General features: G+C 35.0%; 9 protein-coding genes and 1 pseudogene. 6 read left to right on the top strand and 4 right to left on the bottom strand.

The features are described from left to right. The 3 genes and pseudogenes from ACMHJ2_RS17410 to ACMHJ2_RS17400 form a co-directional block, all read left to right on the top strand. Positions 1-1,544, top strand: a pseudogene (locus tag ACMHJ2_RS17410) (hypothetical protein); the annotation flags it as partial. Positions 1,545-1,563: 19 nt separating this feature from the next. Then, positions 1,564-3,975, top strand: a complete 2,412-nt coding sequence (locus tag ACMHJ2_RS17405) for a hypothetical protein (RefSeq protein ID WP_413514131.1) — start codon at positions 1,564-1,566, stop codon at positions 3,973-3,975. A 519-nt stretch (positions 3,976-4,494) separates the two neighbouring features. Further along, positions 4,495-4,695 (top strand): hypothetical protein, encoded by a 201-nt coding sequence (locus ACMHJ2_RS17400; protein ID WP_413514130.1) that lies wholly within the window; start codon positions 4,495-4,497, stop codon positions 4,693-4,695. 229 nt (positions 4,696-4,924) lie between these two features. Here the strand turns inward: ACMHJ2_RS17400 and ACMHJ2_RS17395 are convergent, their stop codons facing one another. Next, positions 4,925-6,373 (bottom strand): glyceraldehyde-3-phosphate dehydrogenase, encoded by a 1,449-nt coding sequence (locus ACMHJ2_RS17395; protein WP_413514129.1) that lies wholly within the window; start codon positions 6,371-6,373, stop codon positions 4,925-4,927. A gap of 95 nt (positions 6,374-6,468) precedes the next feature. Continuing rightward, complete coding sequence (locus ACMHJ2_RS17390) at positions 6,469-7,857, bottom strand: trypsin-like peptidase domain-containing protein (RefSeq protein WP_413514128.1); 1,389 nt, start codon at positions 7,855-7,857, stop codon at positions 6,469-6,471. A 145-nt stretch (positions 7,858-8,002) separates the two neighbouring features. Here ACMHJ2_RS17390 and dapF point away from each other — a divergent pair, with 145 nt between their 5' ends. From dapF to mltG, 3 genes are read left to right on the top strand one after another with little or no spacing between them, the layout of a single operon-like run. After that, positions 8,003-8,782 (top strand): diaminopimelate epimerase, encoded by a 780-nt coding sequence (gene dapF, locus ACMHJ2_RS17385; RefSeq protein ID WP_413514127.1) that lies wholly within the window; start codon positions 8,003-8,005, stop codon positions 8,780-8,782. Between the two features lie 3 nt (positions 8,783-8,785). Continuing rightward, positions 8,786-9,310: a GNAT family N-acetyltransferase gene (locus ACMHJ2_RS17380; RefSeq protein ID WP_413514126.1), complete on the top strand. Its 525-nt coding sequence runs from the start codon at positions 8,786-8,788 to the stop codon at positions 9,308-9,310. Between the two features lie 7 nt (positions 9,311-9,317). Continuing rightward, positions 9,318-10,355 (top strand): endolytic transglycosylase MltG, encoded by a 1,038-nt coding sequence (mltG, locus tag ACMHJ2_RS17375; protein WP_413514125.1) that lies wholly within the window; start codon positions 9,318-9,320, stop codon positions 10,353-10,355. A gap of 131 nt (positions 10,356-10,486) precedes the next feature. Here the strand turns inward: mltG and ACMHJ2_RS17370 are convergent, their stop codons facing one another. Together ACMHJ2_RS17370 and ACMHJ2_RS17365 are read right to left on the bottom strand one after the other, a co-directional pair. Next, entirely contained in the window at positions 10,487-11,938 is a 1,452-nt protein-coding gene (locus ACMHJ2_RS17370) for a hypothetical protein (protein ID WP_413514124.1), read from the bottom strand. Positions 11,939-11,941: 3 nt separating this feature from the next. Further along, positions 11,942-13,736 (bottom strand): hypothetical protein (locus ACMHJ2_RS17365; RefSeq protein ID WP_413514123.1); only part of this gene is annotated, 1,795 nt, incomplete at its 5' end.

Raw genomic sequence — 13,736 nt, 5'->3', positions numbered from 1 at the left:
AGGTTACGTTGGATATGGCCACGATTATCAAAGCCAATGAAACGGTTACAACTTTGGTGAAAGATGCTTCTGGCAATGGGCAATATACCTATACCAATGAGGCAGGTGTTCCCGTTGTTATCGATGTTAAATCGGATGTGATTAACAACTTTGAAGATATCATCAATACCACGGAAGTTCAAGAAATCCTAAATACCGTTATTATTAACCTAGGCGGTAATGTCACCTATGACGGTACTTCTTTTACGTATATCAACGCAGATGGAGATAAGGTTACGTTGGATATGGCCACGATTATCAAAGCCAATGAAACGGTTACAACTTTAGTCAAAGATGCTTCTGGCAATGGGCAATATACCTATACCAATGAGGCAGGCACACCAGTTGTCATTGATGTTAAATCGGATGTGATTAACAACTTTGAAGACATCATCAATACCACGGAAGTTCAAGAAATCTTAAATCAATACATCACCGAAAATACAGGTAATGTTAGCTATGACGGTACTTCTTTTACGTATATCAACGCAGATGGAGATACGGTTACGTTGGATATGTCAACGATTGTGAAAGCCAATGAAACCCTCACCACATTAGTTAATGTTGACGATGTATTCACCTATACGAATGAAGCTACAACAGCTACTGAGATCAATATTCCAACATTAGTCAAAAAATATGAGAGCTTAACTACTTTAGAAAACGTTGTAACACAAGAAGAAGATGAACATGGACAAGAATTAGATGTTTATACCTTAACGTATAAAGATGAAGAGGGTGATTTACATCCTATTGATATTAAAGTTTTGGTGAAAGGGAGTGAGACTTTAACGACACTTATTTATGATCCAATCGATCATATCTTGACTTATACGAATGAGTTAGCTCAACCGACAATTTTAAAATTAACCGATTTAGTAGGAGATGGAGAATCATTGACAAAATTAGAATTTGATGCTGCTACAAATGCGTTATTGTTTACCGATGAAGATGGAATTATTCATACCGTTGAAATCGAATCCATCAATAAACACCCTTGGTTAGATTCTTCTACACACAATATTGCTACTTCATCTACGGCTGATATTTACACCAAAGGATGGGTTGGCATTGGTTTTACAGAACCTTCGGGAGCACCAAATGAAAAGTTAAGAGTAAATGGTAGTATAACAGCAGTAAATAGTTACTATGCGGATTATGTATTTGAAAATTATTTTGATGGATACTCAGCACTTAAATACGATTATAAGTTTAAATCTTTAGATGTAGTGGAAGATTTTATTAAAGAAAATCGTCACTTGCCTGGTATCACGCCGATCCACGAGTTGAAGAAAACAGAAGAAGGGTATGCGATTAATGTTTCTGAACTATCTGTACAGTTGTTAGAAAAAACAGAGGAATTGTATTTACACCTAATTGATCAAAACAAAGAACTAGAAGAAAAAGAAGCTAGGATTAAAGAATTAGAGCAAGCCAATCAGACCATTTTACAAAAAGTAGACCGATTAGAGATTATGCTTCAGGAATTCATGCAAAAAAACTAACTTTTTAAAACTATTAATTATGCATAATAATCATACAAGATATAAAGGAATAAAGTATATACTTACCTTCCTATTGCTATTTTTTATTGGAGTGTCTTCAGGAATTGCACAAACCAATATGACTAAAATTAAAGATGGTACAATTTCGGGGTCACCTGCAACTCCAGGGCTAGGTGTTATACTTGAATTAGAAAGTGCAAATAAAGGCTTTCTAACCCCTAGATTAACTACTCAACAGAGAGATGCAATTACCGTTGCAAATCGAACCGATGGGTTATTGATTTACAATAAAACGACGGGGTGTTTTAACTATTGGAGCGAAGTACAAGATACGTGGTTGAGTTTATGTGGTACACCTCCGCCTGCTGTATTTGATATTAGTACAGTACAATGTAATGCAATAGCCGTTAATGGAGCATTTAAACAGGGGGAATATTTAACTTCATCTAATTTCTTAACCATTCCTGTTACCGTAACTCAAGCAGGAACCTATGAGGTCCTTGCTACAACTGAGAATGGCTATTATTTTACCACAAAGGGAACTTTCCCATCGGCAGGTAGTTATACCCTTCTTTTAGAAGGAATAGGAACACCTAATATGGGGTATGCGGTAGGAGAGCTTGGTGATGCACTGACTATTTCTTTAAACAATAAAGCTAATTCATGTTTGAAATATGTATTTGTTGAAAACGCAAGTGTAAGTTATGAATTGGATTGTAGTGAAATATTTGTGGATGGAAGTTATATGGTTGGAGGAACGTTGAATAATTCACATAAAATGAGGTTAATTGTTAATGTATTTTCAACGGGATATTGGAATATATCAACGAATACAACAAATGGATATTCTTTTAGAGGTTCAGGCACTTTTGAAAATGTAGGGTTTCAGGATATCGAATTAATTGGTACAGGAACTCCATTACTAGCAGGAGTGAATTTATTTAATTTTACAACAAATTCCGATGAAGCAAGACGAATGTCATGTACAGGAATTGAGGTAACAGTGTTGCCAATCAATTATACTGTAGATTGTACAAATGCGGTAATAGCAGGTGTGTATAAGCAAGATGAAGGGATGACAGCTTCTAATACAGTAACAATTAAAGCCAATATACAAGCAACAGGAGAAACATCGATTCGCACCAATACGGTTGCAGGAATTTATTTCACTTCTGGCCCTCTTTCTTTCGATACATTAGGGGAAAGAAATATTGTATTAACAGCTGTAGGTACACCAACTACTCCAGGTACACATAGCTTTACTTTAGATGCGGTATCAGGAATGGTAGCTACCTGTTCTTTTGATGTTGCAATTACAGGACAACCTGTCGCCTATAGTTTAACCTGTTCTTCCATCGTTGTTGAAGGAGGTTATGCACCTAATATACCTATGGCAGCGGCAAATAAAATGACAGTAAGCGTTAATGTCCAATACCCAGGTGCTTATACGATTTCGTCGAATACAGTAAATGGAGTGTCGTTCTCAGCAAGTGGAAACTTTACCATTTCTGGCATACAAGAGGTAGTACTTACTGCTTCTGGTACAGGTTTAAGTGGCGGAATTCACCGCTATACTATCACGACAAATAGTGCATTAGGTGCCAATACATGTAACAAAAATATAGAATTTGTTTACCGTAAAATGAATGTATTAGGACTAGGTGGGGGAGGTTATCAACCAGGATCAGCCGCTAATACGTATTCTTCTAGAGGTATTCTACAAGCGACCGCTAATTTTGGGCCGAATGGAATAGTTAAAGTAGATGGAATTCAGATTTTTGAAGGATCTTATAGTGTCGGAACTGCATTGAGAAATTTAATTAATACCAATAAAATTGACATTATTGTAATAGGCTACAACTATGTGGCAAATTCTGCTTCTATAGCTGTCCTAGAAGATTTTGTTAAAAATAAAAAAGGAGTTTTACTTCATTCCCAAGAGAATGATGCATCAAGTACTCAAAATTTAATTAATGCAATTGCTTATTCTGCAAGTACTGCTGTAGCGGGAACAGGAACAACGTATACCAATCCAATCTTAACTATGGATGATCCTTTATTAAATGGTCCATTTGGAGATATAAGAGGCACAGCTGGAGGAAGTGATGTAAATAATTCATACTATGTTACGGGCTATTCGAATGAATTTACAAGTTTAGCTCATCAAAATAACAATACAAGTCGTTCATGGCTGCTTAAACATAATTCTTTAGGGTATATGTATATAGGAGATTCTGGCTGGATTGCGGGTGATGCAGCTAATACTTCTACAACAATCTTCCCTGCTTCGATGACTGCAGGTGGAGCACCAAGATCAAAACCATACTATGGAGGCATTACTGTCTATAACAGTATGCTCTATGCAAATGCAATAAATTGGGCAATACAATATGTTCAAGAAAATACGAACGTAAATTATAACGTTCAATAATACCTGATACTTGGAGAAAAAGAGGGGGCGAATTGAGCCCCCTCTTTTTTTTATAGAAGCTACTTATACCTCTTTTTTGTTTTGTTTACAGGTAATTACTAGGGGAATAGGTTGGGGTTCTTTCAAGAATACTTCAATACTCCTTCAACATTCATTCGAGAAATAGTCGTTTAAGCCTAGTATTCTCCAAGTATTGTTGATGTATTGTCGAAGGAAATATGCGGGATACCTTATCTTATATTTGAGATACCAGCAATGAAAAGAAGGAATGTAACGTATAAAACGCTAGATTAAAGTAATTGAACGTCTAGGACTTGCTATTCTAGTGTTTGTTTTGTAAAAATTAGCTAGATGTAAATAAAAGGTAAGTAAAAGAGATTTAATTTTTATGAATAATCTCATATTTGGTATTAATATTATTTTTACTTTAAAAAAACATAAAAAAGAATATATAATTTGTTTTTTAATTGTTAATAGGTTATTTTCGATTGTTGTTTAATGGGAAAAAGAATTTTAAAAATGGAAAACAGATTAATGTTTGACTATACAAAAAGAATATTAGAAAATGTAAGTTTTGATTCAGCCTTATTTGTTAAGGAGTTCAATAAAGCGCTGTTGCAATTAGTTCCTTATGATGTTGATCGATTGGAGCAATGGGTGGAAGAATATGTTCAAGATAAACCCGTATTACATGATGAATTGACTCAAACTACGGAATAAAATAATAAATAAGAATCTTATATTCAGACAAAAGAAAGGTTTTAGTTAGTTAAGAAAAACCATGAATTAAGTTGGGAGATTATTCTTCCAACTTTTTTTAGTATAAGGAGAGCTTTTTTGTGTTGTAGGTTTTCAAATATAACGAAGAAGTATATCGGGAAGAAATAGTATAGCTTGCCAAATAAAAAAGCCTGCATTTGCAGGCTTTTTTTTATAATTTGTTTTACTATTAATAGTATGTATAACGTCTTACTTGAGCAATATATTTGGCTAATCGAATTACTTGGTGGCTATACCCGTATTCGTTGTCATACCAAACGTATAATACCACGTTTTTACCATCTGCGGAAACAATCGTTGCATTGCTATCAAAGATAGAAGGTGCTGATGTTCCAACAATATCAGAGGATACTAATTCGTTGTTTAAAGAATATTTGATTTGCTCTACTAAATCACCGTTTAAAGCTGCATTGCGCATTACTTTGTTTAAAGCGTCAATTGTTGTTTCTTTTTCAATTTCTAAATTTAAAACAACTAAAGATCCGTTTGGAACAGGGACACGAATAGCATTTGATGTTAATTTACCAGCTAATGAAGGCAATGCTTTTGCAACAGCACTTCCGGCGCCCGTTTCCGTAATTACCATATTCAATGCAGCAGCTCTACCACGACGGTATTTTTTGTGCATATTATCAACCAAGTTTTGGTCGTTGGTATAAGCGTGAATGGTTTCTAAGTGACCTTTTACTACACCAAAGTTATCTTCCATAACCTTTAAAATAGGAGTAATAGCATTGGTTGTACAAGAAGCGGCAGACCAGATATTTACTTCCGAAGGGCTGTATTCTGTATGGTTTACACCATGTACAATATTTGGAATTCCCTTTCCAGGTGCAGTCAATAATACTTTTGAAGCTCCTTTTGAAGATAAATGACGTCTTAAAGCTTCTTCCGTTGTAAATGCACCTGTATTATCAATAATTAAAGCATTTTCAATGTCATAAGCTGTATAGTCGATTTCTTCTGGTGTACTAGCAGAAATCATGTGAACCGTTGTTCCATTGATGATTAACGCATTGTTGGCAGGATCAGCAATAACAGAACCTTCGAAATCTCCGTGTACAGAGTCATATTTTAATAAAGAAGCTCTTTTCTCTAGTAAAACAGCATCATTTTTATCACGGGTAACAATCGCTCTTAAACGCATTTGTTGTCCTTTGCCAATTTTGTTCATTAACTCACGAGCCAATAAACGGCCAATACGACCAAAACCGTAAAGTACTACGTCTTTAGGAATAATCTCTCCTGTGTTTTTAGCATCTTTTAATTTGCTTGCAACAAAACCTAATGCATTGCTATGGTTGTTATCTTCTAAATGATATTCATACGTTAGACGTCCAATATCAATTCTTGAAGGAGGAAGATCAGCTTGTTGAATCGCTTTTGCTATTTCAACGGTATCAAAAATGTTAATTGGTTTTTCAACAAACTTAGCCGCATATTCATGTAAATTGATAATATCGCTAACGCTACGGTCAATTAATTGATTGCGGAACATCAATAATTCAATAGATTTATCAAACCATAAATCACTTATGATTTTGATGAATTCTACACATGCTTTTCTTCTGTCTGCCTGAAAAGCCAATTCCTTTTCGTATAAACTTGTATCTTTCATAGTTGTGTTAGATTGTGTTGTATAAAATTAGTGCAAAAGTCCACTTTTTTTATGAATAAAGCAAAAGTTAAATTGTGCTTTAGATTGCTTATGTTTTAGAGATAAAGCTTGATGATCTCTCCTTTTGGCGATAAAATATCTATTTTTATACCCTGATTTTCTGGGATTTGATTAAATAAATCTTTGGCTTGCTCAATTGAGGTTATCTTTTGCCCTTGAATAGCTAATAAAATAGCGTGAACTAATTCCGCTTTATAAGGGCTGTATTTTGTATTGGTAATAGCAGTTATCTTAATGCCATAAGCAAGATTGAGTTGCTCTTTTTCTGAGGGAGTCAAATCCTCAAATTCAAGGCCTTTGAAACTGAATTTTGTCGAAGTAACGGGGATTAATCGAATCTCTTTTTGTTCTACCTTATTGTTGCTATTAACTGTAATTTGCACCAAATCACCCGGGCGCTTGGTGTTTACTATATTTTTGATATCAATAAAAGAGGAAATAGGTTTGCCATTAATAGCCGTGATTATATCTCCTTTCTTCAATTGAACCTTCTCTGCATCTGAACCTTTGACAATCTCTTGAATATAAAAACCTTTGTTTACTTGTAAATTGAGTTTTTGAGCCCAGGTATCCGTAAGTTCAAAACCAGAAACACCCAAAGACCCTTGTTGAACATTGCCAAATTGTAAAAAATCTTCCACTATTTTTTTGGTTACATTAGACGGAACAGCGAAGGCATAGCCGACATACGAACCGGTATTGGAGGAAATCATTGTATTGATGCCTATTAATTCGCCTTGTACATTAACTAAAGCACCCCCGCTATTTCCAGGGTTTACTGCAGCATCCGTTTGAATAAAAGATTGGATTCCAGTTTCAGATAAATTTCTAGCTTTGGCAGAAATAATACCCGCCGTGACTGTAGAGGTTAAATTATAAGGATTTCCTACAGCTAAAACCCATTCTCCAAGTTGAATGGCATCCGAATCTCCAAAGGGTAGAAAGGGCAATTTTTCTGGCGTATCAATTTTGAGCAATGCCAAATCCATTTGTTTTTCGGTTCCAATAAGTTTGGCTTTATAGGTTTGGTTGTTGTTTAAAGTAACGGCTAATTCGGAAGCATTAGCAATGACGTGATTGTTGGTTACAATATAACCATCTTCCGAAATAATTACGCCAGAACCCGTTCCAATCTGGGTTTGTGTTCCCCCTTTATACCCATAAAAAAACTCGAGTAAAGGGTTTGAACGCGTCGTGATATAACTTAAATTTTTTACGTGAACAACGGCATTAACTGTTTTTTCAGCTGCCGTTGTAAAATCAACAGGACTTCCAATTCCCAAAGTATGTGGGCGTTGTGAGTCAGCAGTTGTGAGCACTTCTTTGTTGTTTAACGTTCTATTTTCTAGATAATACGTATAACCCAGTAGAGTTATTCCTGCTGTAAATAAGCAGATGAAAAAGGTTGTGATACTTTTTTTCATAGTAAAAGACAATTAGTATGAAACTAAGATAAAATTAAAAAAGAACAAGTAGAAGTAAAAAGTGTTTAACCAAGGGTTAACAAAGTATAAAATGAAAAGGATTATTCGTAAATTTGGTTCCAAACTAAGCTAAAAACGATTGTATATGTTGCCATTTTGGAAATATCAAGGAACAGGAAATGACTTTGTGATGATTGATAACCGTCAAAATATATTCGATGCCTCTAATGAAGAATGGATTGCTACTTTATGTGATCGTCGCTTTGGGATTGGTGGAGATGGACTTATTTTGATTGAGCAAGATAAAGAAGAGGATTTTAAGATGGTTTACTTCAATTCGGATGGGAAAGAAAGTACCATGTGTGGAAATGGAGGTCGATGTATTGTCGCTTTTGCCAAACAATTAGGGATCATCAACGAGTCATGTCGTTTTACGGCTGTTGATGGACTTCATTATGCAACGATAGACAAAGAAGAAATCGTCTCCCTTCAAATGGTAAATGTCAATGAGGTTGAAGTAAAAGAAAAAGGTGTTTTTCTCAATACAGGTTCTCCACATCACGTTGAAATTGTTCGAAATTTAGCGTATTTTGACGTGTATAAAAAAGGAAAGCAAATCAGAACAAGTGAAAGTTATGCACCCAAAGGAACCAATGTGAATTTTGTTGAGCAAGAAGGTCCCAACCACTTTCGAATTCGCACGTTCGAAAGAGGAGTAGAAGATGAAACACTATCTTGTGGAACAGGAGCAACAGCAGTTGCACTTGCGATGCATGCACTAGGGAAAGTGGATGAACAAGAAATTAAAATTGAAGTTGAAGGAGGTGAACTAGTAGTTTCTTTTGAATACAAGGATGAAAGGTATCAAAATGTATTTCTAAAAGGACCCGCAACTTTTGTTTTTCAAGGAACGATTGAGATATAAAGCATGATTAGATTAGAAACAGCCGCTATTTATCTTCGCGCTTTAGAACCTGAAGATTTAGATTTTATTTATCAAATAGAAAATGATGTAGCTTTGTGGGAAGTAAGTAATACACAAACTCCTTACAGCCGATTTTTGATTCATCAATACTTAGAAAATGCACATCAAGATATCTATGAAGCCAAACAATTGCGTTTAGTCATTTGTTCGCAAACCTCAGATGAAACCTTAGGATTGATTGATTTATTTGATTTTGATCCTAAAAATAGTAGAGCAGGTGTGGGGATTGTAATCCAAAATGAGACTAATAGAGCACAAGGGGTTGGTTCTCAGGCTTTAGAATTAGTAGTTAATTATAGTAGAAAATTTCTGTATTTGAATCAGCTTTATGCTAATATTGCAGCAGATAATCAAGCGAGCATTCAATTGTTTGAAAAGTATAATTTTAAAGAAATTGGAGTAAAAAAAGCTTGGACTAGGGTAGGACAAGTGTATAAAGATGAAATTATGTATCAGTTAATATTTTAAAAAGAAGATGAAATTAAAAAATATACTCATTGCATTTTCAGTAGTAGGTGCTTTTGTTTTTTTGGGTTATTTGTATGTATGGTATGGAAAAGCTTTTTCTTCTAATTTACATGATTGGAATGAAAAAGAGTATTTTTATATTAAAACCACAGATAATTTTCAAGATGTTCTACAAACACTTCGTCCATACTTAAATAATCCAGAAGGATTTGAAGAAATTGCGAGCCAAAGAAGTTATACAAACAATCTAATTGCGGGACGTTTCAAATTGACCAACGGCATGGATAGTTATAGTTTAATTGAAGCCTTGAGAAAGAATGCACCTGTTCGTCTGACGTTTAATAACCAAGAACGCATTGAAGACCTTGCAGGTCGTATTGCTTCTCAAGTAGAAGCGGACAGTGTAGCTATGATGGACGTGTTTTTTGATCCTCAATATTTGGAGGAAAATGGCTTTACGAAAGAAAATGTCTTAGCAGGGTTTTTACCTGAAACCTATGAGTTCTATTGGACGGTTTCTCCTATGAAAATGCGCAATAGAATGCACAAGGAATACCTTAAATTTTGGAATGAAGAAAGAAAAGAGAAAGCAGCAGCCTTAGGATTAACCCCCGTAGAAGTTGCCATTTTAGCATCTATTGTTCAAAAGGAAACAAGTAAAAATGATGAAAAATCAAAAGTGGCTGGGGTTTATTTAAATCGCATGCAAATAGGAATGCCTTTACAAGCAGATCCAACGGTTGTTTTTGCTAAGAAATTATATACCAACGATTTCAATCAAGTGATAAAAAGAGTGTATCATAAAGATACAGAACTAAACTCACCCTATAATACGTATCAAAATATAGGACTTCCTCCAGGGCCAATCTTTATGCCTGATAAAGGAACAATTGATGCGGTTTTAAATGCTGAAAAACACGAATATATTTATTTCTGTGCCAGTGTAGAGCGAATGGGCTATCATGAATTTGCTGAAACATTAGCACAACACAATCAAAATAGTAGAAAATATAGTGCTTGGTTAAATCAATCGGGAATTAAATAAGAAATAAGAGAGAAGGGCATGAGAGAATCAGGCCCTTTTTTATTTTTCAATCGGTTTAAAAAGAAGTTTTTCGCTTTTTTATACGGATGTCTTCTATAACAGAAATGCTTTTGTTTGCTAGGTCTTAGCCTTTACCATAAATCATTCTCCACCCGCATGTTTTCAATCATTTGAGGGTAATCCGCATAGCCTAAATAATTAGTTTTCTTGAGGTAAGTCAATAAGGCTTTTCTTGTTTCTTCCACATACAATACAGTGTATAACGCACTATCATGTGATAAGGCAGGCGATAATGCTCCTATTTCTGGAATGTTGTTATAAATCTGTTGATTGTAGTAAAGCAAGTGGGCTGAAAGAAATAAATAAAGCGTGCGATAGACTTCTTCCTCGGGTTTATCCAAATTATTCATCATATTAATTGCAGCATATTGTAAGATATAGGGGTAGATATAATCCTCCTTGCTATTGGTTAGCGTTACAAACTTTTCCAGTAGTTTTTTATTGATTAAGTATTGAGTGTCATAAGGGCGATAAGTCCCGAACATGCTTTGGTAATTGTTAAACAAGCTCGGTTGAAGGTTCTGATTAATCGGAGATATACCATAGTTTAGTAAACGTTCGAAGGTAAGTTTTACGTCCATAATATAAAACTCTGCCAACTGATCATCTCCGTAGTATCCAAAATCTTCATAGAGCATGGTTAAGAATTCTTGATCGTGTAAATACAACCAGTTTAAGCTGGCATTGCTCTTATTGAAAAGATAGTTGTTTTCGTGATAGATACTTTCTTTTATTCTTGCCTGCCAATTTTTGGTGTCTTTCATTTCTTGTTCTTTATACATACTCTCTGGAATTCCATTCCATGCGTTTAAGGAAGTGTAGATGAAAGGATACCCTATATAGTTGTAAAAATAATATTCCAATACGAGGTAATCACTACCATAAAAAGCAATTTTATCTTCGTCATATGGACTATTAGGATCACCCGCATTGACAGAAAAACAGTTCAATTTCCCATTGTCTTTTACTAAAGGAAAGTTGTTTTTTATTTGTCCTCCAAAACCAAAGACCTCTTGCATGCGGTGCTTATACGTTTCAATTGTAGGGAATTTAAAGGCTTTTCGCTTTAAATATTCTTCTACGATAGGGAAAAAATATTGAAAGCCATCAAAAAAGTCATAACCAGAATAGTTGTAAGAGTATTGTGGTGTTTCATTTTCCTCTGCGGCTCTTTCGTCTTGGTACTTCCGTCTTCGAGCATTAAATCTTTCTATATCTAATTTTACTTTTTTATAAAATTCTTCTTTACCCTCAAAGGAAATACTATCTAAATATAAAATGAAGCCCTCAGTAGCAATTCCTTCAGTTCCATGATTCCAATTGATATTATCTATTTCTCTCATTTTTTTATATTCTGTTTTTAGTACTTTTTCTAGGCTATCAATGCGCATAGGGTCTAGTAAGGGGGTTGGTTGCTCCAATGAATTAGGAGCCTCAATTCGGATTTTCTGCTCTTGGGTTTTGCTTTGGCAGCTGTTCAAACACAGCGTTAGCAAAAGGAAGGCATATATTTTGTTTGTCATGATTTATGTTCTTTGTTCATCGATAATACTTTCTTTTCGACTATAACCTTGAATATGTAGGTGATTGTCATGGGCAACTAAATTATAATGTCTACAATGCGGTAAAACATACTTGATTTTGTCTTGATATGTAAATCGCTCAGACAGCATCAATTGATCTCTAGCAAAACCGTATTTGTATAAGGCTTGATTAAACAATTTTTGTCTTTCTACATCAAAATTTGTATCTGCTAAGGTCAATCCTGTTTGATGAATTTTTCCGTTTTTTGGAATATAGCCTACATCAAATACGCGTCCATTGATATGAGAGGAACTAGGGGTTGGATAGCCTCTAAAGTTACTTGCGCCATTAAAAGAAATACAGTCGATATTTTCATCACACATCGCCCCTAGTAAAGCGGCAAAACAATCGATATCCACAGCATATCGGCGCCCTTCTTTGGAATTATCTCGGTTAAATCCTACCGCTAAGCTTCCATCTGCGGATTCGTACCCTTTAAAAGCCAGGATATAATCAATCATAGCGACCGTTTTATCTGGATCGACCTGTGTTTTTTTATTTTTATCCAGGTATACTTCTTTGATGGTTTTGAATCGCAAAACACAGATTTCATGGCGTTGATTTCTCTTATCGATATACACGTATTTGCAATAATCGGGGTTTTTATTATTCCCCTCTTTTGGAATTATTTTTTTGATATAGAGTAATACTATTTTTTCTTCTTTTTGAACTGTTTTTTTTATAAACCCAATACTGTTGTAATTAATTTCATACGTAATAATTACTGCATCAGACACAACACTCGGATTGATAACTTGGTGGGCTGTACATTGAGGAACTTTAAACGCCTGACTTGCTTTTTCTTTGTACGATTTTGTCTTTTTTGTATAAGAGTCTTGCCCTTTAGTTCCTGTATTTCGGCCTATGGCTGCCCAAATTTCTAAAGCTTCGGTATCAGTATCCCGTTGTCCATCCCGCGGGAATTCATTGATAAGGGCATTTAGTTTGTTCAAAGAAAAATACCCCATACTCGTGAGTGTTCCTACTTCTAGATTGGTTCGCACAAGCTCACTGCCTTCTTTTGTGGTAATGTCTCGAATAAGGGAGGGATTCAGTATATGTTTGATTATTTCTTGTACTTCCGTAAATATTCCTTTGCCCGTTAGTTGAATTAATCCACTACCGCGATAGTTTTCACCATCAGCCTCAGTTTGGTTGCCATTTTTATACCAATACGCATAGCGCGCAGTTAAGAGTGATTTTTCTCTAGTATTATCAGGTATACGGTCAATTTCAACAACTTTGTTCCAATGTGTTTTAGTTTTGAAAATTCTATTTTGATAGCCTATTCTGGTATCTTCGATATAGATATACAGGGTTTTATCTCCACGTTCAACCGTAGCATACCATTGATTTTCTGCGTAATTTTTATCTGTAGGTTTACTTGTGTACACGGAAGAGATCCAGTTTGTTCTTTTCTTTGGATTACCCCATTTTCCATCAAAAAAGGCGGTTGGGAAAGTGCTTAATAAACCCATTCTGCTGTAGTTCATATTCTCTTCTGTCGTTCCAAATTTTCCGATAATAGAAGTTCCAGTTTCTACAGAAGCAGCTGCGAAGAAATACGCTTTTTTTCTACAAGTGTCTAAAGAAAAGTAGGTCATGTATTGGGTATATGTTTTAGCGACTTGTTCTATATGTGTAAGCGAGGCATCGGGAAAAATTTCTTTTAATTGATCAATTGTAATTTCTTTGCGACAATTTGGACAACCAATTTGATTCGTCGAAAAGGTATCT

Source organism: Myroides odoratus, from assembly GCF_965118575.1.
Taxonomy (GTDB): Bacteria; Bacteroidota; Bacteroidia; order Flavobacteriales; family Flavobacteriaceae; genus Flavobacterium; species Flavobacterium odoratum_B.
The sequence above is the reverse complement of the archived record's forward strand: the minus strand, read 5'-3'. Positions and strand labels throughout refer to the sequence as shown.

Bases quoted from the DNA above. Each gene is read 5' to 3' on its own strand.
- ACMHJ2_RS17405 (WP_413514131.1), top strand. From the start codon at position 1,564: ATGCATAATAATCATACAAGATATAAAGGAATAAAGTATATACTTACC.
- ACMHJ2_RS17400 (WP_413514130.1), top strand. From the start codon at position 4,495: ATGGAAAACAGATTAATGTTTGACTATACAAAAAGAATATTAGAAAAT.
- ACMHJ2_RS17395 (WP_413514129.1), bottom strand. From the start codon at position 6,373: ATGAAAGATACAAGTTTATACGAAAAGGAATTGGCTTTTCAGGCAGAC.
- ACMHJ2_RS17390 (WP_413514128.1), bottom strand. From the start codon at position 7,857: ATGAAAAAAAGTATCACAACCTTTTTCATCTGCTTATTTACAGCAGGA.
- dapF (WP_413514127.1), top strand. From the start codon at position 8,003: ATGTTGCCATTTTGGAAATATCAAGGAACAGGAAATGACTTTGTGATG.
- ACMHJ2_RS17380 (WP_413514126.1), top strand. From the start codon at position 8,786: ATGATTAGATTAGAAACAGCCGCTATTTATCTTCGCGCTTTAGAACCT.
- mltG (WP_413514125.1), top strand. From the start codon at position 9,318: ATGAAATTAAAAAATATACTCATTGCATTTTCAGTAGTAGGTGCTTTT.
- ACMHJ2_RS17370 (WP_413514124.1), bottom strand. From the start codon at position 11,938: ATGACAAACAAAATATATGCCTTCCTTTTGCTAACGCTGTGTTTGAAC.